Genomic DNA, 26,162 nt, shown 5'->3' with positions numbered 1-26,162 from the left:
CATAATGTCAACGTGGTTAGAATATTTTTTCTAGATGCCTCCTAGATTATCACTTGCTTCATCAGCTTACTATTACAAAATTAAGACTGTGGGATCTCTTCAGGCTCTTCAGCTTTAATCATATCTTCTGTTAATTCATCGGATGCTGGTTGAACTGAACGGTAGCGAGGCATACCTGTACCGGCCGGAACCAACTTACCAATAATAACATTTTCTTTAAGTCCTAGCAATTCGTCACGTTTTCCTTTGATAGCAGCATCAGTTAGGACACGAGTTGTCTCCTGGAAGGATGCGGCGGACAAGAATGAATCCGTTTCTAGAGACGCTTTCGTGATTCCTAGTAGAACCGGACGACCAACTGCTGGTTGGCTGCCTTCTACAAGTGCGTCACGGTTTGCTTCTCGGAATTGGTGGATCTCAAGTAGTGAGCCAGGAAGTACATCCGTATCACCGGCATCAAGAACACGCACCTTACGAAGCATCTGGCGAACCATTACTTCAACGTGTTTATCACCGATTTCTACACCTTGCATACGGTAAACTTTTTGAACTTCACGTAGAAGATACATTTCAACGCCTTCTACACCTTGGATCTTCAGTAATTCTTTCGGATCAACAGAACCTTCAGTTAGCTCTTCACCAGCTTTGACAGAATCACCAACAGTTACTTTCATACGAGCACCATATGGAGCTGTGTAACTACGTTTTTCTACTTCGCCTTGCACAGTGATTTCGAGCTTTTCTTTAACTTCATTAACTTCCTCAACCGTACCATGTATCTCACTGATTACAGCTTGACCTTTAGGGTTACGAGCTTCAAATAGCTCTTGGATACGAGGAAGACCTTGCGTGATATCATCTCCGGCTACACCACCTGTGTGGAAGGTACGCATTGTAAGCTGTGTACCTGGCTCACCGATTGATTGCGCGGCGATGATTCCAACTGCTTCTCCTACTTCAACTTCAGATCCAGTTGCTAAGTTACGGCCGTAACATTTCTTACAAACACCATGACGAGTATTACATGTAAATGCAGAACGGATCGTTACTTTTTCAACGCCAGCATCCACAATAGAACGTGCCATGTCTTCTGTAATGATCTGATCACGAGTGGCCATTACTTCGCCTGTTTCTGGATTGAGAACTGTCTTGAATGCCGTACGTCCAATTAGACGGTCAATCAGCGGTTCAATCATTTCTGTACCTTCAGTAAGGGAAGCCACTTCTAAGCCTCGGTCAGTGCCACAGTCATCTTCACGGACGATAACATCTTGTGCTACGTCAACTAGACGACGAGTAAGGTAACCCGAGTCGGCTGTTTTTAGTGCTGTATCGGCAAGACCTTTACGAGCACCGTGTGTAGAGATGAAGTACTCTAGAACCGTCAGACCTTCACGGAAACTTGATTTGATCGGAAGTTCGATGATCTTACCAGCCGGGTTGGCCATAAGACCACGCATACCAGCTAACTGTGTGAAGTTAGATGCGTTACCACGAGCTCCGGAATCACTCATCATGAAGATTGGGTTGGCAGGATCAAGTGTATGCATTAATCGATCTTGAATATCGTCTTTGGCCGCTGACCAAATAGCAATAACGCGATCATAACGCTCATCATCTGTAATCAAACCACGACGGAACTGCTTCATAACTTTGTCTACTTTACCTTGAGCTTCTTCAAGGATGGTTTGTTTCTCTGGAAGTACCACGATGTCAGATACACCAACAGTGATACCAGCTTTAGTTGAATAAGCGAAACCTAGGTCCTTCATGCGGTCAAGCATTTTAGACGTTTCACTAATCTTAAAGCGTTTAAAGACTTCTGCGATAATGTTCCCAAGAATCTTCTTCTTGAAAGGAGAAACTAATTCACGTTTTTTGATTTCCTCTTTAACATCTGTACCCTTCTCAATGAAGTACATCTCAGGCGTTTTGCCTTCAAGGTTACTTTGAGTCGGTTCATTAATGTAAGGGAAAGATTCAGGTAGAATTTCGTTGAAGATTAACTTACCAACAGTTGTTAATAACAGCTGGCTGTTTTGTTCTTCAGTGAATGTTCCATTATTTAATGAACGAGCATGAACAGCTACACGTGTGTGTAGGTGGACATATCCATTCTGATAAGCAATTAAAGCTTCGTCAGTATCCTTAAATACTTTACCTTCACCAATAGCGTCTTCGCGCTCTAGTGTTAAATAATAGTTACCTAAAACCATGTCCTGGGAAGGTGTAACTACCGGCTTTCCATCCTTAGGATTCAGGATGTTTTGCGCAGCAAGCATTAAGATACGAGCTTCCGCTTGTGCTTCCGCAGATAGTGGTACGTGAACAGCCATTTGGTCACCATCAAAGTCAGCGTTATATGCTGTACATACTAATGGGTGGAGGCGAATTGCACGTCCTTCTACAAGTGTTGGTTCGAACGCTTGAATACCAAGACGGTGAAGTGTAGGGGCACGGTTTAGAAGAACCGGGTGCTCTTTAATCACTTCTTCTAGAACATCCCAAACTTCTGGGTGAATGCGTTCTATTTTACGTTTAGCAGACTTGATGTTGTGAGCAAGTCCACGATCGACTAATTCGCGCATTACGAATGGTTTAAATAGTTCTAGAGCCATTTCTTTCGGTAAACCACACTGATACATCTTCAGACTAGGTCCAACGACGATTACAGAACGACCAGAGTAGTCTACACGTTTACCAAGCAAGTTCTGACGGAAACGACCTTGTTTACCTTTCAGCATATGGGAAAGGGACTTAAGAGGACGGTTTCCTGGTCCAGTAACCGGACGGCCACGTCGGCCGTTATCAATCAAGGCGTCTACAGCTTCTTGTAGCATACGTTTTTCGTTTTGAACGATAATCGTAGGAGCTCCAAGATCTAAAAGACGCTTCAAACGGTTATTACGGTTAATTACACGACGATATAGGTCGTTTAAATCAGATGTCGCAAAACGTCCACCGTCAAGTTGTACCATCGGGCGAATTTCCGGTGGAATTACAGGAAGAACGTCTAAGATCATCCAAGATGGGTCGTTACCTGATCCACGGAAAGCCTCAAGCACTTCTAAACGCTTAATGGCGCGAGTACGACGCTGACCCTGAGCAGTTTTCAATTCTTCTTTAAGAGTTTCTACTTCCTTCTCTAGATCGATATCTTGAAGCAATTTACGAATCGCTTCCGCACCCATTAGAGCCTGGAAGGACTTACCGTATTTCTCACGATACGTACGGTATTCTTTCTCAGAAAGTAGCTGCTTTCTCTCAAGAGCCGTATCACCTTGATCTGTTACCACATATGCCGCGAAGTAGATTACTTCTTCTAAAGCACGAGGTGACATATCAAGAACAAGTCCCATACGACTAGGAATTCCTTTAAAGTACCAAATGTGAGAGACAGGGGCAGCTAATTCTAAGTGCCCCATACGCTCACGACGTACTTTCGCTTTGGTTACTTCTACGCCACAGCGATCACAAACGATTCCTTTGTAACGAACACGCTTGTACTTACCACAATGACATTCCCAGTCTTTTGTAGGACCGAAAATACGTTCACAGAACAAACCGTCTTTCTCCGGCTTTAACGTACGATAGTTAATGGTTTCTGGTTTCTTCACTTCACCAAATGACCAAGAACGAATCTTATCAGGCGAAGCTAAACCTATCTTCATATATTCAAAGTTGTTTACATCTAGCAAGGGGCCTACCTCCCTTATAATCTCCAGGTTTTACCCTAAGCTTAGAGTCCAGTGTCATAAGCTCTTACTCTATTTCGTCTTTAGGATCGCCTTCAACGTTTAGCTTTTCTGCTGATTGCGCTTCTTCTTCTTCAATATCGCGTAAATCAATTTCAGATTCATCTGCTGTTAGCATCTTAACGTCCATACCTAAACTTTGTAGCTCTTTAATCAATACTTTAAATGATTCTGGTACGCCAGGTTCAGGTACATTAGAGCCTTTAACAATTGATTCATACGTTTTAACACGGCCAACAACGTCATCAGACTTAACAGTTAAGATCTCTTGAAGTGTATATGCAGCACCGTATGCCTCAAGTGCCCATACCTCCATCTCACCGAAACGCTGTCCACCAAATTGAGCTTTACCACCCAATGGTTGTTGCGTAACAAGAGAGTAAGGTCCAGTAGAACGCGCGTGAAGTTTGTCATCAACCATGTGTGCAAGTTTAATCATGTACATGACACCCACAGATACACGGTTGTCAAACGGTTCACCAGTACGTCCATCATAAAGAATTGTTTTCGCATCTCTTGCCATACCAGCTTCTTGTAGTGTTTCCCATACGTCTTCCTCACGAGCACCATCAAATACTGGCGTAGCCATACGCACACCTAGTAGGCGTGAAGCCATACCTAAGTGTAACTCTAGTACCTGACCAATGTTCATACGTGATGGTACACCTAGTGGGTTTAACATGACATCAACTGGTGTTCCGTCTGGCAGGTAAGGCATATCTTCTTCTGGAAGAATCTTCGAGATTACACCTTTGTTACCGTGACGACCAGCCATTTTGTCACCCTCAGAGATCTTACGCTTTTGAACGATGTAAACGCGCACCAACTGATTTACACCAGGTGGTAGTTCGTCTCCATCTTCACGATTAAAGATCTTAACATCAAGTACAATACCACCAGCGCCGTGTGGAACACGAAGAGATGTATCACGTACTTCACGTGCTTTCTCACCAAAGATTGCGTGTAACAGACGTTCTTCTGCTGATAATTCAGTCACACCCTTAGGCGTTACTTTACCAACTAACAGATCGCTGTCACTTACTTCAGCACCTACACGGATGATTCCGCGATCGTCAAGGTCCTTAAGTGCATCTTCACCCACGTTAGGGATATCACGCGTGATTTCTTCTGGCCCTAATTTCGTATCACGAGCTTCTGATTCATACTCTTCAATATGAATAGAAGTGTAAACGTCATCTTTTACAAGACGTTCACTCATGATAATCGCATCCTCATAGTTATAACCATCCCATGTCATAAAGGCAACAAGAGGGTTTTTACCTAGTGCAAGCTCACCTTTTTCCATGGAAGGACCATCAGCAAGGATTTCTCCTTTTTCAACACGATCACCAGCGCTAACGATTGGTTTCTGGTTATAACAAGTACCTTGGTTTGAACGGATAAATTTCTGGAAGCGATAGCGATCTAGATCGCCTTCTACTTCTTTTCCGTCTACTACTGAGATACGACGAACAAGAACTTCCTTAGCGTCTACACGTTCTACAATTCCTTCATGATGCGCTACAACAGCAGCACCTGAGTCTTTACCTGATACATATTCCATACCAGTACCCACTAGTGGAGATTCAGGTTCCATTAAAGGTACAGCTTGACGTTGCATGTTCGCACCCATTAAGGAACGGTTGGAGTCATCGTTTTCTAAGAAAGGAATACACGCTGTCGCTGCAGAAACAACCTGCTTAGGCGATACGTCCATGTAGTCAATGCGCTCACGTTTAACTGCAGTGTTCTCACCACGGAAACGAGCGATTACTTCCTCGTCTTGGAATGATCCATCTTCTTCTAGCTTTGCGTTTGCCTGAGCAACTACATAGTTGTCCTCTTCGTCAGCAGTCAAGTAATCTATTCGGGCTGTTACTTTCCCTGTTTCAGGGTCAACACGACGATATGGTGTTTCGATAAAGCCAAATTTATTTACTTTTGCATAAGAAGAAAGAGAGTTAATAAGACCAATGTTTGGTCCCTCTGGCGTTTCAATCGGACACATACGTCCATAGTGGGAATAGTGAACGTCACGTACTTCAAAACCTGCACGCTCACGAGTTAAACCACCAGGTCCTAATGCAGAAAGACGGCGTTTGTGCGTTAATTCTGCCAGTGGATTCGTTTGGTCCATGAACTGGGATAACTGAGAACTACCAAAGAACTCTTTAATAGAAGCAATAACTGGGCGAATGTTGATCAGCTGTTGTGGTGTAATAGAAGCAGTATCTTGAATCGACATACGCTCACGTACTACACGCTCCATACGAGATAGACCAATACGGAATTGGTTCTGCAGAAGCTCACCAACTGAACGAAGACGACGGTTACCTAAGTGGTCAATATCGTCCGTGCCACCTACATTATGAAGTAAGTTAAAGAAGTAACTTACTGCAGAAAGAATGTCAGAAGGTGTGATGTTCTTAGTACTGTCATCAACATTTGCATTACTGATTACATTAAGAGTTTTCTCCCCTTCAGGGTCTGTAGGGTCTACGATCTTAATGTTTTGAATCTTCATAGGATCATCTAGTACACCATCATGAGGTTCTACGAATTCATCTCCAAGATTCTCTTCAGAACCTTCTAGATATGGTAGGATCTTGTCTAATAAGCGGCGATCTAGTTTATCCCCTTTGTTTGCAAGGATTTCACCTGTTTCCGGATCAGCCAATGTCTCAGCTAACACTTGGTTAAATAGGCGATTCTTGATGTGCAACTTCTTATTAATCTTGTAACGACCAACGTGTGCAAGGTCATATCTCTTAGGATCAAAGAAGCGTGAAACAAGTAAACTCTTCGCATTTTCTACTGTTGGTGGTTCACCAGGGCGAAGTCGCTCATAAATTTCTAAAAGAGCTTTCTCACTATTTTCCGTATTATCTTTCTCAAGCGTATTCTTAAGGTATTGGTTCTCACCAATTAGATCAATAATCTCTTGGTCTGTACCAAAGCCTAGAGCACGCAATAAGACTGTAATCGGAAGTTTACGGGTACGATCAATACGTACGTGAACTACGTCTTTTGCATCTGTTTCGAATTCTAACCAAGCACCACGGTTAGGGATTACAGTAGCTGTATACCCTCTCTTACCGTTCTTATCAACTTTAGGATTAAAGTAGACACTTGGAGAACGAACTAACTGAGATACGATTACACGCTCTGCACCATTAATGACGAAAGTACCTGTACCAGTCATCAGTGGGAAATCACCCATAAACACTTCCTGCTCTTTAACTTCGCCAGTTTCTTTATTGAGCAAGCGTACTTTAACGCGAAGAGGAGCTGAATATGTGACATCTCGATCTTTTGATTCGTCTACAGGATACTTTGGCTCTCCGAGTGTGTAATCTACAAACTCTAAAGAAAGATTACCTGTAAAGTCCTCAATTGGTGAAATGTCTTGGAACATCTCCCTCAAACCTTCTTCTAAGAACCAATCATAAGAAGCAGTTTGAATTTCAATTAAATTTGGTAACTCGAGTACTTCGCTGATACGCGCATAACTTCTGCGCTGGCGGTGTCGTCCATACTGAACTAGTTGACCTGTCAACTGATTCACCCCTCAAATCAAGCATTTTAATAAAGAAAAAATTGTCCGGCAAAAATGGCATGCCGAACTAGCTAGCACAGAAAGATCTCTCCTGCACCAGGTTAATCTATAGTTACACTCGTACATGACGAGTGTAATTGAAAATTTCCGTTTTCCTTAACGTTAGACAAAAGAAAAAAGGGTTTCTATAAGAAAACCACAATATACGATTTGTTTATTCGATTTTACCAGTCTTGCCTAACGGAAGGCATTTATACGTAAAAAGTTTTAAAAAAACTCTTGACATAGAAACTTATATATTGGCATTTTTCAATACTATCACAACTAAATTTCGGAGTCAAACTTTTTCGCCTTAAGAATAAAGTAACCCTTCGCCTTCTTTTCAATCGTTACCTGGTCGAATAATTCTTCTAAATGTTGCTTAGCAGATGGAGCACCTTGTTTCTTTTGAATGACAACCCACAATTCGCCTCCTGGGAGAAGAGCCCGGTGACTTTGATCGAACATGGAATGAACAACTTTCTTTCCTGCTCTAATAGGTGGATTCGTTACGATTGCCGCAAAGCTCTGATGTTTTATAGCAGAAAACTGATCACTTTGTAATATATCTGCATTCTTTACGTTGTTCTTTGCTGCGTTGTCTTGAGCTAATTGAGTCGCTCGCTCGTTAACATCTACCATAACAACTTTACGATCTGGGAAATCCAGAGCGAGGGAAAGACCTATGGGGCCATATCCACAGCCCAGATCAAGAAATTCTCCATTGATCTCTGGTTCAGCAAACGTTTCTATTAAGGTTCTAGACCCAAAATCTACTTCGTCTTTAGAAAATACTCCTTGATCTGTGCTAAAGTTAAGCGTTCTTCCTCGTAAGTTGAACGTCCATGACTTTGGAGCACTCTTAGATTCAGGATTTTTTGAATAATAGTGTTCTGCCATCCATAACACCTACCCATCTTGCAATATGTTTTACATAAGATTTTGAGTATAATGCTAAAAAAACCTAATGTATAACAAAAGCAAAGCTCGCCGTTATCCAGCGAGCTTTTTGTGCTTTATCTTACTTAAGTTCGATCTTAGCGCCTGCTTCTTCAAGCTTAGTTTTCATTTCTTCAGCTTCTTCTTTAGCAATGCCCTCTTTAACTGGTTTTGGAGCGTTGTCTACTAAGTCTTTAGCATCTTTAAGTCCAAGTCCAGTGATTTCGCGAACTGCTTTAACTACTTTGATCTTAGAAGAACCAGCGTCTTCAAGAACAACGTCAAATTCAGTTTGCTCTTCAGCAGCTTCTTCAGCGCCGCCACCTACAGCTACAGGTGCTGCAGCAGTTACTCCAAATTCTTCTTCAATTGCTTTTACTAAATCATTAAGTTCAAGAACGTTCATTTCTTTGATCGCGTCGATAATTTGTTCTTTAGTCATGATATATCCTCCTTGTAATAAATATAATTATTAGACGTGCCTATTAGGCTATTAAGCGCCTTGTTCTTCTTTTTGGTCTGCAACAGCTTTTGTTGCAAGTGCGAAGTTGCGCATTGGAGCTTGTAGTACAGAAAGTAGCATAGATACAAGTCCGTTTGCGTCCGGAAGTTCTGCAAGTTCTTTGATTTGCTCAACGCTTGCAACACTACCTTCGATAACGCCACCTTTGATTTCAAGAGCGTCGTTTTCTTTAACGAAGCTGTTGATAATTTTAGCAGGGGATACAGCGTCGTCCTCGCTGAATGCAAGTGCTGTTGGTCCAACTAATACATCATCAAGCTCAGTTAAGTTTGCTTCTGCTGTCGCACGGCGAGTCATTGTGTTTTTGTACACTTTGAAGTCTACGCCAGCTTCACGAAGTTGTTGACGAAGATTCGTTACCGTATCAACGTCTAGCCCGCGGTAATCTACAAGTACTGTAGATTTACTGTTCTGAAGTTTATCAGCAATTTCAGAAACAAGCTGTTTCTTGTGTTCAATAATTCTGCTCATCGTTCCACCTCCTATTGACTTTTCATCATACCGTTAGGGTGCCAAGGTTCATAAAAGGCTCGCGATATAAGTCATAAAAAATGTGCCTTCAAGGTAGACAAGAAGGCACATGAGTTGATGATAGCTATCAGCGAACAACTATCACGTATATCAACACACCTCGGTAGGAAATTAAGCGACAAGCGCACCTACTGTCTACGGTATAACGTATTCATATTTGCAACATTGAATATTATAGCTAAGCGCTATTGAAAAGTCAATGCCAAATTAGCTTTTGAAAGAAGAAATGTCTACGCGTACACCAGGTCCCATTGTGGAAGCTACTGATGCGTTACGCATGTAAGTTCCTTTAGCAGCCTGAGGCTTCGCCTTCATTAGCGTTTCAGTGATCGCTGTGAAGTTCTCAACTAATTTGTCATTTTCAAAGGAAACTTTACCAATTGGTACATGGATGTTTCCTGCTTTATCAACGCGGTATTCAACTTTACCTGCTTTGATTTCGTTAACAGCTTTTTCAACATCGAATGTTACAGTTCCTGTTTTAGGGTTAGGCATTAGACCTTTTGGTCCAAGTACGCGACCTAGTTTACCAACTTCAGCCATCATGTCTGGAGTTGCTACAACTACATCAAATTCAAACCAACCTTGGTTGATTTGGTTGATTAGGTCTTGCTCACCTACGAAGTCTGCACCCGCTGCTTCTGCTTCTTTCGCTTTATCACCTTTAGCGAAAACTAGAACACGTTGGGATTTACCAGTTCCGTGTGGTAGTACCATAGCGCCACGGATTTGTTGGTCCGCTTTCTTAGGGTCTACCCCTAGACGGAAAGCAGCTTCAACTGTTTCATCAAAGTTTGCTTTCGATGTTTCTTTAACTAGCTTGACTGCTTCTTGAGAGTCGTAAGCTTTTGATTTATCTACTAATTTTAAAGCTTCTTGGTATCTTTTGCTTCTTTTAGCCATTTCATTTTCCTCCTCGTTGTGGTTTTAACGGTTTTACCTCCCACGAATAAAGGTTGCGAAATGCGGAAATCCCCCACCTCGCAACCTTACTCAATCCAGAGCCGCTGTGGGATTAGTCCTCGATAACAAGTCCCATGCTACGCGCTGTACCTTCAACCATGCGCATAGCTGCATCCACGTCAGCAGCATTTAGGTCAGGCATTTTTGTTTCAGCAATTTCGCGTACTTTGTCGCGCTTAATTGTTGCAACTTTATTGCGGTTCGGTTCGCCTGATCCGGATTTAATGCCAGCCGCATCTTTAAGAAGAACGGCAGCAGGCGGAGTTTTAGTGACGAATGTAAATGAACGGTCTTCAAACACCGTAATTTCAACCGGAATGATCATACCAGCTTGATCTGCTGTACGTGCGTTAAATTCCTTACAGAAACCCATGATGTTAACACCTGCTTGACCTAGTGCTGGTCCAACTGGTGGAGCCGGGTTGGCTTTACCTGCAGGAATCTGTAGTTTTACAACTTTAATAACTTTTTTAGCCACGAGACACACCTCCTTAAGTCCGTGATGTGGTTACAGGGGATATTCCCCTCCCACTCAATCATATACACATAAATCCTCTTTCTCGAGGCATTAAGAACATAAAAATTCTAGCATTTTTCCAGAAAGAATGCAAGGGGGTCCCCATTATAATTTTTCAATTTGAGAAAACTCAAGCTCAACTGGGGTTTCGCGCCCGAACATATTAACGTGTACTTTAACCTTTTGCTTGTCTAAGTCAATGGATTCAATAGAACCAGTAAAGTTTGCGAAAGGTCCTTCTGTTACACGGACACTTTCTTTCACTTCAAAGCCAATATCTTGGAGTGGCTCATCCATTCCCATTCGCTTAAGAACTGTTTCCATTTCTTCTTCCAAGAGAGGGGTAGGCTTCGAACCTGAACCAGTAGATCCAACGAAACCTGTTACTCCTGGTGTATTGCGTACAACATACCAAGAATCATCCGTCATTACCATTTCCGCCAACACATAGCCGGGGAAAGTCTTCTTTTTAACGGTCTTACGTTTACCGTTTTTAATTTCCGTTTCTTCATCTTCAGGGACAATTACACGGAAGATTTTATCTTCCATTCCCATAGAATCCACACGTTTCTCTAAATTTGTTTTCACTTTATTCTCGTAACCAGAATAAGTGTGTACAACATACCATCTTTTTTCCATAGTTTCAGGACAAACGGTTTGCCCTTCCCTCCCTCATAGTTAAGTTTCGTTTTTTGATCAACATGAAAAAACCCGTTAAACGGGTTTTTTGAGCAAGAAACGTATTAATAACATTATAACATAAACATAAGTGCTTTATTCGGTAATCAATTCAAGAATCCACGAAATCCCTAAGTCTACTACTGCAAAGAAGACAGCAACAAAAGCCACGGTTGAAATAACCGTTACAGTGTATTTAGAAAGTTCTTTCCCTTTAGGCCAACTGACTTTTTGCATTTCTCGAGAAACGTTTTTGAAAAACTTGAACATGCTAGTACCCCCAAACTTTCACCCGTAAGGCTTCCTCGTTATTTTGTCTCCCGGTGCAGGGTGTGTTTGCCGCAATTCTTACAATACTTTCGTGCTTCAAGTCGCTCAGGATTGATGCTCGAGTTCTTATTTGTTGAGTAGTTACGACTTGCACATTCAACACACGCTAAGACTACCTTTTTTCGCATATTTCTCCGCCCCATTCCAGGGTTTTAGTCACTTCCATTAATGTACCATGGGATTATAAGGCTGTCAACGTAGTGTCAGAGCGTAATTTCACTGATTTCAAGGTATCGCTCAAGCTTCCTCTTCACCCGTTGTAATGCATTATCGATGGACTTAACATGGCGGTCTAAATCCACCGAGATCTCCTGATAGGATCTGCCATCTAAATATAAACTCAGAACCTTTCTTTCTAAATCACTTAACAATTCTGACATTTTATATTCCATGTCACCAAACCGTTCCTGGTTTATAATCAATTCCTCGGGATCTAAGGCTTTTGCACCGGCTATTACGTCCAACAATGTTCGATCGGACTCTTCATCATAGATGGGTTTGTCTAAAGAAACATAAGAATTAAGCGGTATATGTTTCTGTCTAGTGGCGGTTTTAATGGCAGTTATAATTTGGCGAGTTACACAAAGTTCTGCGAAGGCTTTAAACGAGGAAAGCTTGTCCTCTTGATAATCTCGAATTGCTTTATACAATCCGATCATTCCTTCCTGCACAATATCTTCTCGGTCTGCGCCAATTAGAAAATATGTGCGGGCTTTAGCACGTACAAAATTTTTATACTTATTAATCAAATGTTCTAAAGCTCGACTATCTCCTTTATGCACATAAACAACGACATCTTCGTCTGACATTTGCTCAAAATCCAAATCCTTGATGTCCTTCTCCACTTGTCCGATGATCACGTAAGGATTCCCCCCGACCGTACTACACTCGATATATAGAAATATTATACAGTAAGCGTTTCAGAAGCGTCAACACAAGCTGGCATTACTTTTCGCCTCTTCTCCACTTTTCAAACACATCTAACACTTCTTTTTTTATCGGTATTTTAGACTTGTTTTGAACCTGATTATAAGACTTTACTTCGTTTTGAATCTCTTTTTCTATATTTTTCATCTCGATATGAAGTTCTCTTGCTGATAAGCGTAAAGCGCCTTGAGCAAATATCGTTCGTTGTTCTGTGTAGTCCGAAGTTGCAACATATACTTGCGTCCTAATGTTTTTAACTTCCTGAACTAGCTTTTCTATTCGCTCATCTGCTGTTTCATTTTCTCTCGTAAAGACAATTTCAACGTCATAATTTTTTCGCTTTTTCTCTATACCTTGCACATAGTATGCATCAAAGACCACGATGACTCTGTATTTGGAGAAGGCTCGATATTCGGCCATCTTTTCGATTAATAGATCACGGGCTTGGCCAAGGTCATGATCTTTTAAAGATTGAAGCTCTGGCCAAGCCCCTATAATGTTGTATCCATCTACAATGAGAACTACCATTACTACTCACCCAATGGGTGGCGCTTTCTGTGTATTTCATACATAAGCAAACTAGCCGAAACGGAAGCATTAAGAGATGTGACCTGTCCAACCATTGGTAATCGAACAGACCAGTCGCATTTTTCTTTTACTAAACGGCTAATCCCTTTTCCTTCACTACCGATGACAAGTGCAATCGGCATGTCCCCTTTTAGTTGTCGGTAGTCCTCTTCTCCTTTAGCATCTGTTCCTACCACCCATACGTGTTCTTTCTTCAAATCTTCAATTGTGCGTGCTAAATTCGTCACTCGTACGACCGGAATGTATTCAATTGCTCCTGTAGATGTTTTTGCTACAGTAGCTGTTAATCCTACGGAACGTCTCTTTGGAATGATGATTCCATGTACACCCGCAGCGTCTGCTGTTCGAAGGATAGACCCTAAATTATGAGGGTCCTCTATTTCATCTAGAATTAAGAAGAAAGGGGCCTCCCCTTTTCGGTGCGCATGATCAAACAAATCGTCTATCTCACTGTAGCTATATGCCGCTACTGAAGCTATAACACCCTGATGGCTACCATCTACTAATTGATCAATTTTTTTCTTAGGTACCTTTTGAACTTGAACTCCGTTTTCTTTAGCGATCTTTTGGAGGGTTTGAGTCGCTTTATGCTGAAGCTGATCAGAGACCATTACTTTATTGATCGAACGCCCTGATTTTAATGCTTCTGATACGGCATTTTTCCCTATAATCCATTCTTCTTTCATGATGTCGCGCTCCTTTCTTCTACGTATTGTATGGCAAGGTCAACCAACTCGAATAGTCGGTCCCTTTGTTGCATGAAGTACAGATAACCTAAAAGGGCTTCAAAAGCTGTACTGTAACGGTAGGTTTGTACATCTGTGTTCTTAGGAGTTGAACCACTCTTAGCGTTCCGTCCCCTTCTCGCAATTCCTTCTTCCGCTTCTGTTAACAGCTGTTCTTCCAGCCAATAACGAATGACAGCTGCCTGTGATTTAGCGGAGACAAAGCGTACCGCAGCTTGGTGCAATTGCTGCGGCTTCACACTTCCGCTCCGAATTAAATGCTCTCTGACAAATTGCTCATATACAACATCACCCATGTACGCGAGGGTTAGACTCTTCATTTGCCTGACGTCGATTTCTTGATGATTCATATTAACCTCTCTTCCAGCGTGTACCTTGAGGTGTATCCTCTAAAATGATGCCGCGTTCTTTTAAGTCATCCCTTATTTCATCAGCTCTTTGGAAATTACGATTCTTTCTTGCATCAATACGCTCTTGAATTAGCGCGTCAATTTCTTCATCAAGCAACTCATCTTCTCCAGCTACACGAATTCCTAACACTTCAGCTAGTTCAGACAATGTTTGTTGGAATGAAGATATAACATGCTCGGATGTGTGAGGGGACTGTAAATATACGTTTGCATCTTTCGTAAGATCAAATAGTACAGAAATTGCGTTAGCTGTATTGAAATCATCATCCATTTCTTCAATGAATGTGTTCTTGTACGCTTCTACTTTTTGGATCCACTGTTCATCATCTTCTGTTTGATTAGTAGTAGATTGTTTACGATGCTCTAAATTCTCATAAGCATTCTTTATACGGTCTAAGCTGTTCTTAGCTCCTTCAAGTAATGCTTCACTAAAGTTGATTGGATGACGGTAATGAACACTTAGCATAAAGAAACGAATAACCTGAGGATCGTGGTGCTTAATGATATCATGCACAAGCACAAAGTTACCTAGAGATTTAGACATTTTCTCGTTCTCAATCTTGATATATCCGTTGTGCATCCAGTAGTTTGCAAATTGTTTTTCGTTCAATGCCTCAGATTGAGCAATTTCATTTTCGTGGTGAGGGAATGTTAAGTCTTGCCCCCCTGCGTGGATGTCAATCGTATCTCCCAAGTATTTCTTTGCCATAGCAGAACACTCTATATGCCAACCTGGTCGCCCTTCTCCCCAAGGGCTTTCCCAAGCAATTTCGCCATCCTTCGTTGTTTTCCATAGAGTGAAATCAAGCGGATCTTCTTTCTTCTCACCTACTTCAATACGTGCTCCTGTTCTGAGCTCATCAATGGATTGCTGAGATAGTTTACCGTAAGAGTCAAATGATCTAGTTCGGAAGTAAACATCTCCACCTGATTCATAGGCATGACCTTTCTCCACTAACGTATTGATAAATTCAATGATTTCAGACATGTTTTCAGTTACACGAGGATGATCTACTGCTTCTTCCACACCAAATGCTCCTACATCCTCTTTATAAGCTTCAATAAAACGCTCTGCAATTTCCGGCACTTCAGAACCTAGTTCGTTAGCTGCTTTAATTAACTTGTCATCTACATCTGTAAAGTTTAAAACGTAATGTACGTCGTAATTCTGATACTGGAAGTACTTACGAACCGTATCAAATACAATAGCAGGTCGAGCATTTCCTATATGAATGTAGTTGTAAACCGTGGGACCGCAAACATACATTCGTACCTTTCCTTCTTCAATTGGTTTGAACGCTTCTTTTTGACGTGTAAGGGTATTATAAATCTGAATCCCCATTATTGTTCACTCCTTGTTTCATATCTTCTATTTGTTTCTGTAAGCGAGTAATTTCTTCATCCATCTTTTTAAATCGATCAGCGACTGGGTCAGGCATTTTATGATGATCTAAGTCTTTACGTACTTTCTTCCCATTACGTATAACAATGGTTCCTGGGATTCCTACGACAGTTGAGTGATCAGGTACATCGTTAAGCACAACAGATCCCGCCCCTACTTTAGAGTTCTCACCAATCGTAATGGATCCAAGTACTTTCGCTCCTGTGGCTACAAGGGCATGATCCTTGAGCGTCGGGTGACGTTTACCCTTCTCTTTACCCGTTCCACCTAACGTAACGCCTTGGAATATGGTCACATTATCACCGATTTCACACGTTTCCCCAATGACAACACCCATGCCGTGATCAATAAAGAACCGACGACCAATGGTAGCACCCGGATGGATTTCAATCCCTGTGAAAAACCGACTTAGTTGCGAGATGACTCTTGCTAAAAAGAAAAACTTTTTTATATAGCAGGCATGTGCAAGGCGATGCCCCCATATCGCATGTAAACCCGAGTAGGTTAAGATTACTTCAAACCGACTTCTAGCAGCCGGGTCTTGATCAAATACAACATCAACATCTTCCTTGAGCATTTGGAAAAGCCCCATTCTTATCCCTCCATTACATCATCTTGAGAAAAAGGTGAGTAGGCGGTAAACCCTTATGCGAGACAGAAAAAAAGCGCCTCTGTGCTTATAAAACACAGAGACGCTTCATGCGCGGTTCCACTCTGTTTGAGATAAAACGTACTTATCTCCAACTCGCCTCTCATAACGGGAGAGTACCGCTCTTGTTTACTACAATTCAACAAGAGACTCAGAGGTGCATTTCAAAAGAGCTCCTTCAACCACTTTCAGCCTAGGTGATTGTCTCTGCAAGAAAGGAGCGATCCCTTTACTTCTCCTCTTCAACGTTCTAGGTTATTAATGCTAATATATTATATTTCAGGGAAAATGTGAACTTCTATGCTTGAAGCTGCTCTACAGCATTTTTTAAACGCTTCTGAACTGTCTCTTTCCCAAGTAAGTGGATGGCGTTCGGTAGCTCAGGTCCATGAGTCTGACCAGTTGTCGCCACACGAATTGGCATGAAGAGCTTCTTCCCTTTATGACCCGTTTCTTTTTGAACAGCTTTAACTGCCTTTTTAATAGCATCTGGCTCAAAAGCTTCTAATTCATCAAGTTTGGCACTATAGGTTTCAAGTACTTCTGGCACTTGCTCTTCTTTTAAGACAGCCATAGCTTCTTCATCATAATCAATTTCCTCTTTGAAGAATAGTTCTGTCAGCTCCACAATCTCAGCTGCATAGTTTAACTGTTCTTGATATAAGGAAACTAGCTCGCGTGCCCAGGCACGTTGATCTTCACTCATGTCTTTAGAAAGACGTCCCGCTTCAACAAGGTGAGGAAGTGCAAGGTCTACAATACGGTCTAAACTTGATGCTTTAATGTATTGGTTGTTAATCCATTTTAACTTCTGTGGATCGAATACTGCTGGTGAAGACGATAAACGAGAAGGATCAAAGATTTCTATAAGTTGTTCATCAGTAAAGATCTCTTCTTCCCCTACCGGAGACCAACCAAGTAATGTAATGAAATTGAATAAAGCTTCAGGTAGGTAGCCTAATTTCTCATACTGACCAATAAACTGAAGAATATGCTCATCACGTTTACTTAGCTTCTTGCGTTGTTCATTTAAGATTAGAGCCATGTGACCAAAGCGAGGTGCTTCCCAACCAAGAGCATCATAAACCATCATTTGTTTTGGCGTATTGGAAATATGCTCTTCACCACGTAAGACATCCGTAATCTTCATAAGATAATCATCCACAGCCACTGCAAAATTATACGTTGGCGTTCCATTTTTCTTCGCAATAACCCAATCACCAAAGTCGCTTGATTCAAACGTAATCTCTCCACGAACAAGGTCATTGAATTTATAAGTGACCCCTTCTGGAACTCTAATACGAATACTCGGCTGACGACCTTCAGCTTCAAACTGTTTGATCTGCTCTTCTGTCAGGTCACGATGCGCACCTGAATACTTCGGTACCTCGCCACGAGCGCGCTGTGCTTCACGCTCTGCTTCTAATTCTTCTTCTGTCACATAACATTTATATGCAAGGTCCTTGTCCAATAGTTCATCAATGTATTTCTGGTATAAGTCTAAACGTTCCATTTGTCGATAAGGCCCGTAGTCTCCACCGACATCAACGCTCTCATCCCAGTCAATTCCTAACCATTTCAAGTATTCCATCTGGCTCTGTTCTCCACCAGCAACGTTACGCTTCTCATCCGTATCCTCAATACGAATAATAAATTTACCACCAAGGTGGCGTGCATATAAATAATTGAAAAGTGCTGTACGCGCATTACCGATATGTAAATGACCTGTCGGACTAGGCGCATAACGCACGCGAATTTCATTTGTCATGGTTAATTCCCTTCTTTCTACCGAATGATAGTCTACTTTCATTTTATCATCTCAAGCACGTGCTTGATAAACGAATTTTGATATTTACTTTGCTCATTATAGCGATTTTGAGCGTGTAAGTAAAACTGTTGCTTGTGCAGCTACCCCTTCTTTACGACCAGGAAAACCTAGTTTTTCCGTAGTTGTTGCTTTTACGTTAACTTGTGACGTTTCTGCATCTAGTATGCGCGCAATGTTGGATTGCATAGCTGTGGTATAAGGTGACATTTTTGGCGCCTGTGCGATGATGGTACAATCTATATTCCCAAGTTCAAATCCATTATCTTTAACAATACTCCATACATGTTCAAGCAACTTCACGGAATCAGCATCCTTAAATTCAGGATCTGTATCCGGAAAGTGCTTCCCAATATCACCTTCTCCAATAGCTCCTAAACAGGCATCTGCTACCGTATGAAGTAAAACATCGGCGTCTGAATGGCCGAGCAGACCTTTTTCATAAGGGACCTCAATCCCCCCAATTATACAAGGTCTACCTTCTACTAATTGGTGAACATCAAATCCTTGCCCCACACGAAACATTTCTTTTTCCTCCTTCGCTTCTAATTCGGCAGAACGCTTATCAATAATCGTTTCAGCCTTTTCTATATCTTCAGGCGTCGTAAGCTTAATGTTATCATAGCTGCCTTGGACAACTCCTACGTTTCCCCCTAGCCTTTCAACTAGAGAGGCATCATCTGTCCCAAGGTAATGATCATCTTTTGCATGCTCATGAGCTTCCAGAATTGTGTTATAACGAAAAGCTTGGGGGGTTTGAGCCGCCCAGAGCTCATCTCGTTTTAACGTTTTGAGGCTACCAGATTGATATTGTTTAATCGTATCTGTTACCGGTACAGCCAAGAGAGCCGCCCCGTGCTCACTGGCCTCTTCTACCAACTCACGTATCGATTTCCTCGTAACAAAAGGTCTCGCTCCATCATGGATGAGAACGATAGAGTCGCTATTAATAGCCTGCAGACCCGCGTACACACTATCTTGGCGCTCTTGTCCTCCATCAATTAGTGTAATTTGATTTGAATAGCCAAACCTTTCTAATAAACTTTCTATCTGTGTACGTTCATCTGGGTTAATAACTACAATTCGTTGTTCGCATGAATCATCTTGCATAAAAGCTTCAATTGTATGAATGAGAAGCGGTTTTTCGTCTATAGATAAAAACTGTTTATTTAGCCCCGCCTTCATTCGCTTTCCCTGGCCAGCAGCTAGTATTATAACTTGATACGAACTCATAGATCCCATCCTAAATGTGTAATAATAAATGTTTTAAACAAAACAAAAGCGATAACATCGCTGTTATCACTTTTGAGAAACCCTATTTTGTTTATACTCTACTTACAAGGCTTTTTCAAGTAGTTTAGGCTTGGCAAAAATCATTCGTCCTGCAGAAGTCTGGAGTACACTTGTAACAAGAACTTCAATAGTACGACCAATATAATCTTTACCTTCTTCCACTACAATCATTGTTCCGTCATCAAGGTACGCAACACCTTGATTCTGTTCTTTTCCGTCCTTAATAACTTGAACCGTAAGTTCTTCACCAGGTAACACAACTGGCTTAACGGCATTAGCTAAGTCATTGATATTCAGAACTTGAACATTTTGAAACTCGCAAACTTTATTTAAGTTAAAGTCGTTGGTAACGACTATTCCGTTAATGAGTTTCGCTAGCTTAACGAGTTTACTATCCACTTCCTGAACATCTTCAATATCGCCTTCGTATATTTCCACATTTACCGGAAGTTCCTTCTGCATTCGGTTAAGAACATCCAAGCCTCGGCGCCCTCTATTCCGCTTCAGCACATCTGATGAATCCGCAATATGCTGTAATTCTTCTAAGACGAACTGTGGAATTAAAATCGTCCCCTCAAGAAAATGAGTTTGGCAAATATCAGCGATTCGGCCATCGATAATAACACTTGTGTCTAAGATCTTTGTCTTAGGAGCAAAATCTGACTCTTCATCATCATACTGACCATTTTCTTTCTTGCGGTCTTTTTCTTTTTCCTTCTTGTTGGCTAATGAAAGTAGATTAATGAATTCGTCGCGTCGTTTAAAACCTACTTGGAACCCTAAATAACCTAAAATAACCGTTAGGAAAATCGGCAACACCTGCGATACTACTAATATAGGGTTATCCTGAAGAGGAATGTTAACCAAGAATGCTACGATTAACCCTACAATAAGACCTAAACTTCCAAACAACAGATCTGCCACAGGAACTTTGACAAGCGTTTCTTCCACCCACATGAAGAAATTGACGATATAATCGACAAACCAAAATGTTAATAAATATAATATTATGGCTCCTAGCACCATCCCGATGTACTCATTGGCCATCCAGGATTCTTGCGGCACATCTGACAGACCGACAATCAGGTCCGGTATAAACAAAAATCCTATGGTACCACCTGCGATAACAATAAATAATTGGACCACTTTCTTAAGCACCACGGTCACCTCCTAACATGCAGTATTACCAAGTTTTCTAAAAAATATAATAAAAGAATAAAATCCACTCATATAGTCGAAACCGTATCACACCTTACAAATATAGTCAATTAAATGAACGTTACATCTTAGCAGACATAACCAAACGTGTCAATTGTGTGATTAAATATGTCGATCTATAAACAATTGCTCTTGGATGCGATTTAGCCCTTCTTTGATCTTGCCAGCCCTAACCTCACCGATACCATCTACTTTAACTAGTTCCTTTGCGGAAGCCTTCACGACATCGTTTAACGTTCCAAACTCCTCTACCATCGATTCGACAATTAAGAAAGGTAAACGAGGTATTTTATCCAAAATCCTATATCCTCTAGGGGTCACTGGATCATCTACCTTTGTATTGGAAGGATATCCAAGCAGTTTCAAAATCTTCGCATCTTCCATTAGTTCTGTGTTGGTAACTTCTTGAAGTTTCTTTAAAATATAATGGGGTTCATAATCTCCGTACTTACTATAATCCTTTAGCAACAGACGTGCTTCATTCTCAATATTAGATACAAGTTCTGTTAGCTGTAACTGAATCAAGCGCCCTTCGGTACCTAATTCATTTACATATCCCAGAATTTCGTTTTTTATGCGCAGAACCATTTCTATGCGGTGAATCACTTGCAATACCTCTGAAAATGTAACCATTTCTTCAAATTCCAAAGCACCTAGGTTCGTCACGCCCTGATCCAAAACATTTTTGTATTTCTCCAAAGTTTGCATAGCTTGGTTTGCCTTTGTGAGAATAACTCCTATATCTTTTAAGGAGTACTTTAAATTACTTTTATATAGCGTAATGACATTTCGCCTTTGAGAGATAGCAATCACAAGCTCGCCTGTTTGTTTAGCAACACGTTCTGCAGTTCTATGTCGCATTCCTGTTTCTGTAGAAGATATGGATGGGTCAGGAATTAACTGCGCATTAGCAAAGAGTATTTCTGAAGCCTTCTCATTTAAGATAAGTGCTCCATCCATTTTCGCCAGTTCATACAGATGTGCAGGCGTAAACGATGACTGAATATGAAAGCCGCCATCTACAAGTTGTTGCACTTTATCATTATACCCCAGAACAATAAGCCCCCCTGTGTTGGCACGAAGAACATTATCTATTCCTTCCCGCAAGGGCGTACCTGGGGCTACAAATTTTAATATGTCTCCAATCATGGATTCTCTTCCTTCAACCCATTCCATCTAAGCGCCTCCCAACGTAGCTTTTAAAGCTTCTTGAACTGAGTTAACTCCAATAATCTCGATGTCGTCAGGGAGAGTCCAACCGCTTAGATTTTTCTTTGGAACGATTGCGCGTTTAAACCCTAACTTAGCCGCTTCTTGTACACGTTGTTCAATACGGGCAACACGTCGAATCTCTCCTGTCAGCCCTACTTCTCCAACCAAGACATCATCAGGCTTAGATGGACGATCTTGAAAGCTTGAGGCAATGCTTACAGCCACCGCAAGGTCAATAGCTGGTTCATCAAGTTTCACTCCACCTGCTACTTTCACATATGCATCTTGATTCTGTAATAGTAAGCCTACACGCTTCTCTAAAACAGCCATTAGTAGTGGCACTCGATTATGATCTAAACCTGTAGCCATCCTTCTCGGATTTCCATAACTCGTCGGAGATATGAGTGACTGAATCTCAACCAATACAGGGCGAGTCCCCTCCATAGAAGCAACAACTGTAGACCCAGCTGCTCCTTGAGACCGTTCTTCTAAGAATATTTCAGAAGGGTTCGCTACTTCCCTTAGCCCTTCTTCCTTCATCTCGAAAATACCCATTTCATGTGTACTTCCAAATCGGTTCTTCACGCTTCGAAGAATCCGGAATGTATGGTGTCGCTCCCCTTCAAAATAAAGTACAGCATCAACCATATGTTCTAATAACCTTGGACCTGCAATTGACCCTTCTTTCGTGACGTGTCCAACGATAAAGATTGGAATCCCTTTGTTCTTAGCAATGCGCATTAGCTCACTAGTACATTCACGAACTTGCGAAACACTGCCAGGCGCTGAATTCACTTCTTCTTTATAAATTGTTTGTATGGAATCAATAACAACGAAGGAAGGTTGAATCTGATCAATATGATGAGCAACATCCATCATATTCGTTTCAGCTAGAACATAAAGATCATCAGAAAGTACACCTAGACGGTCAGCTCTTAATTTCGTTTGTCTTGTCGATTCCTCACCTGATATATAAAGTACACTTACATCCTTTGTATGGGCAAGTTGAGACGACACCTGTAACAACAAGGTTGATTTCCCTATTCCAGGATCACCGCCAATTAAGACGAGGGAGCCTGGCACAATGCCACCACCTAACACCCGATTCACTTCTGGCATACCTGTTTTTATTCGAGGCTCTTCTTTTGTTTCGATTGCTGTTATTTTTTCTGGTTTCTTGCTAGTTTGTGCATCACTTGTTACAAATGTATGCCTTCCAGTAGATTTCGATGCCACTCGTTCCTCAACAAGTGTATTCCATTGATGGCAACTTGGACATTTCCCCATCCACTTAGCGGTTTCATACCCACATTCCTGACATACAAACTTTGACTTTTGTTTCGCCAAACAGATCTCTCCCTTATATCAAAGAAGAGTATAGTACTCTCCTTATTATCTCATACGTTTTATTAAATTATCAGTTACAATGTTTTTACAATACGATTACGTATTTTACCTAATACCCTTACTTATATATATTATTCTTCACTAACTTTCTTCTTTATCCAAAAAATCAACATTCATCATATCCGTCAGGTTCAAAACCATATACTAAAAAAATCGGAAGGCTCTCACCTTCCGATTTTAAATGATTATTTATTTATGATCTATCGTTTTGAATTACGATTGTGTCGAAACAGTAAATTCGCCGTTATGATCGACATCGATAATAACATTCTGTCCTGTCGCAATGTTCTCTCTTAATAGCTCTTCTGATAGAAGATCTTCAACGTTCTTCTGAAGAGAGCGGCGTAATGGACGGGCACCATATTCAGGATCGAATCCTTCATCCGCGATTTTATCAAGAGCCTTATCTGTAAGGGTGAAATCTACATCTAATTCAGTAAGACGTTTCTGGAGCTGATCTACCATTAGAGTAACAATTTCCTTCATGTGTTCCTTCTCAAGAGAATGGAAGACAACGATCTCATCTATACGGTTTAAGAACTCAGGTCTGAAAGCACGTTTCATTTCTTCCATAACCTTGGATTTCATATCTTTATAATCCTGACTTGCATCTCCCATTGTAAAGCCTGCATATTTGTTCGTCTTCAGTTCAGTTGCTCCAACGTTTGAAGTCATAATGATAACTGTATTACGGAAGTCTACTGTACGGCCTTTAGAGTCCGTTAACCGTCCGTCTTCAAGAACCTGTAAAAGGGTGTTGAAGACATCTGGATGAGCTTTCTCAATCTCATCTAACAGGATAACAGAATAAGGCTTTTGGCGAACTTTTTCCGTTAATTGTCCACCCTCTTCGTACCCTACATACCCAGGAGGTGAACCAACTAGACGAGAAGTAGAGTGTTTCTCCATGTATTCAGACATATCGATACGAATCATAGCATCTTCTTCACCAAACATAGACTCAGCTACTGCTCGAGCTAATTCTGTTTTACCAACACCAGTTGGCCCTAAGAAGATAAATGAACCAATTGGACGTTTTGGATCCTTCAACCCTGCGCGAGCACGTCGAATGGCTTTGGAAATAGACTTAACAGCTTCTGACTGGCCGATAACCCGGTTATGCAAGACATCTTCCATGTTTAGAAGACGCTCAGTCTCGTCTTTAGCAAGCTTTGAAACAGGCACTCCGGTCCAGATAGATACAACAGATGCAATGTCCTCAACTGTTACCTCAGAGTTTTCTTGTCCTTGCTTTTCTTTCCACTCATCTTTAGTCTTATCTAACTCTTCTCGCAGTTTCTGTTCATTATCACGTAAAGAAGCGGCTTTCTCGAATTCTTGACTTTGTACGGCTGCGTCTTTCTCTTTACGAACTTCTTCTAATTTTTGCTCAAGTTCTTTCAAGTTTGGTGGAGCTGTGTAAGAACGTAAGCGTACTTTCGAAGCTGCTTCATCAATAAGATCAATCGCTTTATCCGGTAAGAAACGATCCTGAATATAACGATCTGAGAACTTAACAGCTGCTTTAATCGCTTCGTCAGTGATCGTCACGCGGTGGTGAGCTTCATATCGATCACGAAGTCCTTCTAGGATCTGCTCAGATTCTTCTAAATTTGGTTCATCAACTTGAATTGGTTGGAAACGTCGCTCTAACGCGGCATCTTTTTCGATGTACTTACGATACTCTTCTAAAGTTGTCGCACCGATACACTGCAAGTCTCCTCGAGCTAGAGATGGTTTCAAGATATTAGAAGCGTCGATCGCGCCTTCTGCACCACCAGCTCCGATTAGTGTATGAAGTTCATCAATAAATAGAATAATATTGCCTGCTTGGCGAATCTCTTCCATTACTTTTTTCAGGCGATCTTCAAATTCACCGCGGTATTTTGTTCCTGCAACTACCGTTCCCATATCAAGTGTCATAACTCGCTTATCACGTAAGATTTCCGGAACTTCATTGTTGATGATTTGCTGAGCTAACCCCTCTGCAATTGCAGTCTTACCTACACCTGGTTCACCAATAAGAACAGGGTTGTTTTTTGTACGTCGGCTCAGTACTTGAATGACACGCTCAATTTCTTTGCCACGACCAATTACCGGGTCAATGTTTCCTTCTTTCGCCACGGTTGTTAAGTCTCGTGCAAGTGAATCAAGGGTCGGAGTATTAGCACTAGCAGACTGTCGGCTACCACCCTGACCATTAGAAGTAGATTCATTGCTTCCAAGCAACTGCAGAACTTGCTGACGTGCTTTGTTAAGACTAACACCTAAGTTGTTTAGTACACGTGCAGCAACGCCTTCTCCTTCTCTAATTAGACCAAGTAGAATGTGTTCAGTACCTACGTATGAATGACCTAATTTTCGTGCTTCATCCATTGATAATTCTATAACCTTTTTAGCCCTAGGAGTATAGTGAATCGTTTGCGATACCTTATCTCCTGTTCCAATTAACTGTTCCACTTCTTCTTGGATTTTATCGGCTGCCAGACCTAAAGCTCCTAGCGCTTTTGCTGCAATTCCTTCTCCCTCACGAACTAAACCAAGAAGAATATGTTCTGTTCCAATATTATTATGACCAAGTCGTACGGCTTCTTCTTGAGCTAATGCTAATACTTTCTGTGCTCTTTCAGTAAAACGCCCAAACATCATCGGGC

General features: G+C 41.4%; 22 protein-coding genes and 2 other annotated features. All 22 genes read right to left on the bottom strand.

Annotation, left to right across the window (positions count from 1 at the left end):
- Positions 1-80: 80 nt before the first annotated feature.
- The 22 genes from rpoC to clpC all read right to left on the bottom strand — a co-directional run bounded on the left by rpoC (position 81) and on the right by clpC (position 26,157).
- Entirely contained in the window at positions 81-3,698 is a 3,618-nt protein-coding gene (gene rpoC, locus IMZ31_RS00695; protein WP_207528829.1) for a DNA-directed RNA polymerase subunit beta', read from the bottom strand.
- A 64-nt stretch (positions 3,699-3,762) separates the two neighbouring features.
- Positions 3,763-7,311, bottom strand: a complete 3,549-nt coding sequence (gene rpoB / locus IMZ31_RS00690; RefSeq protein WP_207528828.1) for a DNA-directed RNA polymerase subunit beta — start codon at positions 7,309-7,311, stop codon at positions 3,763-3,765.
- 324 nt (positions 7,312-7,635) lie between these two features.
- The gene (locus IMZ31_RS00685; protein ID WP_207528827.1) at positions 7,636-8,250 is read right to left on the bottom strand and encodes a class I SAM-dependent methyltransferase; all 615 of its coding nucleotides are present in this window, start codon (positions 8,248-8,250) and stop codon (positions 7,636-7,638) included.
- A gap of 121 nt (positions 8,251-8,371) precedes the next feature.
- Positions 8,372-8,731, bottom strand: coding sequence for a 50S ribosomal protein L7/L12 (rplL, locus tag IMZ31_RS00680; protein ID WP_036787606.1), 360 nt, complete (start codon positions 8,729-8,731; stop codon positions 8,372-8,374).
- Between the two features lie 51 nt (positions 8,732-8,782).
- Positions 8,783-9,283 carry a 50S ribosomal protein L10 gene (rplJ, locus tag IMZ31_RS00675; protein ID WP_207528826.1) on the bottom strand — a complete coding sequence of 167 codons (501 nt, stop codon included), beginning with the start codon at positions 9,281-9,283 and terminating at the stop codon, positions 8,783-8,785.
- 67 nt (positions 9,284-9,350) lie between these two features.
- Positions 9,351-9,502, bottom strand: a sequence feature (ribosomal protein L10 leader region).
- A 48-nt stretch (positions 9,503-9,550) separates the two neighbouring features.
- Positions 9,551-10,246: a 50S ribosomal protein L1 gene (rplA, locus tag IMZ31_RS00670; protein ID WP_207528825.1), complete on the bottom strand. Its 696-nt coding sequence runs from the start codon at positions 10,244-10,246 to the stop codon at positions 9,551-9,553.
- 112 nt (positions 10,247-10,358) lie between these two features.
- Positions 10,359-10,784: a 50S ribosomal protein L11 gene (rplK, locus tag IMZ31_RS00665; RefSeq protein WP_036787615.1), complete on the bottom strand. Its 426-nt coding sequence runs from the start codon at positions 10,782-10,784 to the stop codon at positions 10,359-10,361.
- A gap of 144 nt (positions 10,785-10,928) precedes the next feature.
- Positions 10,929-11,462 carry a transcription termination/antitermination protein NusG gene (gene nusG / locus IMZ31_RS00660; RefSeq protein WP_036787617.1) on the bottom strand — a complete coding sequence of 178 codons (534 nt, stop codon included), beginning with the start codon at positions 11,460-11,462 and terminating at the stop codon, positions 10,929-10,931.
- Positions 11,463-11,597: 135 nt separating this feature from the next.
- Entirely contained in the window at positions 11,598-11,771 is a 174-nt protein-coding gene (gene secE, locus IMZ31_RS00655; protein ID WP_036787619.1) for a preprotein translocase subunit SecE, read from the bottom strand.
- A gap of 38 nt (positions 11,772-11,809) precedes the next feature.
- On the bottom strand, positions 11,810-11,974 hold the full coding sequence (gene rpmG, locus IMZ31_RS00650; RefSeq protein WP_256438013.1) for a 50S ribosomal protein L33: 165 nt from the start codon (positions 11,972-11,974) through the stop codon (positions 11,810-11,812).
- A 60-nt stretch (positions 11,975-12,034) separates the two neighbouring features.
- Positions 12,035-12,640 carry an RNA polymerase sporulation sigma factor SigH gene (sigH, locus tag IMZ31_RS00645; protein WP_242705694.1) on the bottom strand — a complete coding sequence of 202 codons (606 nt, stop codon included), beginning with the start codon at positions 12,638-12,640 and terminating at the stop codon, positions 12,035-12,037.
- Positions 12,641-12,776: 136 nt separating this feature from the next.
- On the bottom strand, positions 12,777-13,286 hold the full coding sequence (locus tag IMZ31_RS00640) for an NYN domain-containing protein (RefSeq protein ID WP_207528823.1): 510 nt from the start codon (positions 13,284-13,286) through the stop codon (positions 12,777-12,779).
- 2 nt (positions 13,287-13,288) lie between these two features.
- Positions 13,289-14,032 (bottom strand): 23S rRNA (guanosine(2251)-2'-O)-methyltransferase RlmB, encoded by a 744-nt coding sequence (gene rlmB, locus IMZ31_RS00635; protein ID WP_207528822.1) that lies wholly within the window; start codon positions 14,030-14,032, stop codon positions 13,289-13,291.
- The gene (locus tag IMZ31_RS00630; RefSeq protein WP_207528821.1) at positions 14,029-14,442 is read right to left on the bottom strand and encodes a Mini-ribonuclease 3; all 414 of its coding nucleotides are present in this window, start codon (positions 14,440-14,442) and stop codon (positions 14,029-14,031) included. The genes rlmB and IMZ31_RS00630 overlap by 4 nt, the downstream gene beginning before the upstream one ends.
- A gap of 1 nt (position 14,443) precedes the next feature.
- On the bottom strand, positions 14,444-15,844 hold the full coding sequence (gene cysS, locus IMZ31_RS00625) for a cysteine--tRNA ligase (protein WP_207528820.1): 1,401 nt from the start codon (positions 15,842-15,844) through the stop codon (positions 14,444-14,446).
- The gene (gene cysE / locus IMZ31_RS00620) at positions 15,825-16,496 is read right to left on the bottom strand and encodes a serine O-acetyltransferase (RefSeq protein ID WP_207528819.1); all 672 of its coding nucleotides are present in this window, start codon (positions 16,494-16,496) and stop codon (positions 15,825-15,827) included. The genes cysS and cysE overlap by 20 nt, the downstream gene beginning before the upstream one ends.
- 93 nt (positions 16,497-16,589) lie before the next feature.
- Positions 16,590-16,808 (bottom strand) — a binding site (T-box leader).
- Positions 16,809-16,851: 43 nt separating this feature from the next.
- Positions 16,852-18,321, bottom strand: a complete 1,470-nt coding sequence (gene gltX, locus IMZ31_RS00615) for a glutamate--tRNA ligase (protein ID WP_207528818.1) — start codon at positions 18,319-18,321, stop codon at positions 16,852-16,854.
- 96 nt (positions 18,322-18,417) lie between these two features.
- Positions 18,418-19,611, bottom strand: coding sequence for a bifunctional 2-C-methyl-D-erythritol 4-phosphate cytidylyltransferase/2-C-methyl-D-erythritol 2,4-cyclodiphosphate synthase (locus tag IMZ31_RS00610; RefSeq protein WP_207528817.1), 1,194 nt, complete (start codon positions 19,609-19,611; stop codon positions 18,418-18,420).
- A gap of 102 nt (positions 19,612-19,713) precedes the next feature.
- A complete protein-coding gene (locus tag IMZ31_RS00605; protein ID WP_207528816.1) occupies positions 19,714-20,829 on the bottom strand; it encodes a PIN/TRAM domain-containing protein in 1,116 nt (371 codons plus the stop codon).
- Positions 20,830-20,991: 162 nt separating this feature from the next.
- Positions 20,992-22,065: a DNA integrity scanning diadenylate cyclase DisA gene (gene disA, locus IMZ31_RS00600; protein WP_207528815.1), complete on the bottom strand. Its 1,074-nt coding sequence runs from the start codon at positions 22,063-22,065 to the stop codon at positions 20,992-20,994.
- Positions 22,066-23,448, bottom strand: a complete 1,383-nt coding sequence (gene radA / locus IMZ31_RS00595; RefSeq protein WP_188655941.1) for a DNA repair protein RadA — start codon at positions 23,446-23,448, stop codon at positions 22,066-22,068. It abuts the gene before it with no gap.
- A gap of 273 nt (positions 23,449-23,721) precedes the next feature.
- Positions 23,722-26,157 (bottom strand): ATP-dependent protease ATP-binding subunit ClpC, encoded by a 2,436-nt coding sequence (clpC, locus tag IMZ31_RS00590; RefSeq protein WP_207528814.1) that lies wholly within the window; start codon positions 26,155-26,157, stop codon positions 23,722-23,724.
- Positions 26,158-26,162 lie beyond the last annotated feature (5 nt).

The sequence above is a fragment of the Pontibacillus sp. ALD_SL1 genome (assembly GCF_017355605.1).
This window is presented reverse-complemented; position numbering and strand designations above follow the sequence as displayed.

Excerpts from the sequence above, each read along its gene's own strand:
- IMZ31_RS00685 (WP_207528827.1), bottom strand. The coding sequence starts at position 8,250 with ATGGCAGAACACTATTATTCAAAAAATCCTGAATCTAAGAGTGCTCCA.
- rplL (WP_036787606.1), bottom strand. The coding sequence starts at position 8,731 with ATGACTAAAGAACAAATTATCGACGCGATCAAAGAAATGAACGTTCTT.
- rplJ (WP_207528826.1), bottom strand. The coding sequence starts at position 9,283 with ATGAGCAGAATTATTGAACACAAGAAACAGCTTGTTTCTGAAATTGCT.
- rplA (WP_207528825.1), bottom strand. The coding sequence starts at position 10,246 with ATGGCTAAAAGAAGCAAAAGATACCAAGAAGCTTTAAAATTAGTAGAT.
- nusG (WP_036787617.1), bottom strand. The coding sequence starts at position 11,462 with ATGGAAAAAAGATGGTATGTTGTACACACTTATTCTGGTTACGAGAAT.
- secE (WP_036787619.1), bottom strand. The coding sequence starts at position 11,771 with ATGTTCAAGTTTTTCAAAAACGTTTCTCGAGAAATGCAAAAAGTCAGT.
- rpmG (WP_256438013.1), bottom strand. The coding sequence starts at position 11,974 with ATGGGGCGGAGAAATATGCGAAAAAAGGTAGTCTTAGCGTGTGTTGAA.
- sigH (WP_242705694.1), bottom strand. The coding sequence starts at position 12,640 with ATGTCAGACGAAGATGTCGTTGTTTATGTGCATAAAGGAGATAGTCGA.
- IMZ31_RS00640 (WP_207528823.1), bottom strand. The coding sequence starts at position 13,286 with ATGGTAGTTCTCATTGTAGATGGATACAACATTATAGGGGCTTGGCCA.
- rlmB (WP_207528822.1), bottom strand. The coding sequence starts at position 14,032 with ATGAAAGAAGAATGGATTATAGGGAAAAATGCCGTATCAGAAGCATTA.
- IMZ31_RS00630 (WP_207528821.1), bottom strand. The coding sequence starts at position 14,442 with ATGAATCATCAAGAAATCGACGTCAGGCAAATGAAGAGTCTAACCCTC.
- cysS (WP_207528820.1), bottom strand. The coding sequence starts at position 15,844 with ATGGGGATTCAGATTTATAATACCCTTACACGTCAAAAAGAAGCGTTC.
- cysE (WP_207528819.1), bottom strand. The coding sequence starts at position 16,496 with ATGGGGCTTTTCCAAATGCTCAAGGAAGATGTTGATGTTGTATTTGAT.
- gltX (WP_207528818.1), bottom strand. The coding sequence starts at position 18,321 with ATGACAAATGAAATTCGCGTGCGTTATGCGCCTAGTCCGACAGGTCAT.
- IMZ31_RS00610 (WP_207528817.1), bottom strand. The coding sequence starts at position 19,611 with ATGAGTTCGTATCAAGTTATAATACTAGCTGCTGGCCAGGGAAAGCGA.
- disA (WP_207528815.1), bottom strand. The coding sequence starts at position 22,065 with ATGGAATGGGTTGAAGGAAGAGAATCCATGATTGGAGACATATTAAAA.
- clpC (WP_207528814.1), bottom strand. The coding sequence starts at position 26,157 with ATGATGTTTGGGCGTTTTACTGAAAGAGCACAGAAAGTATTAGCATTA.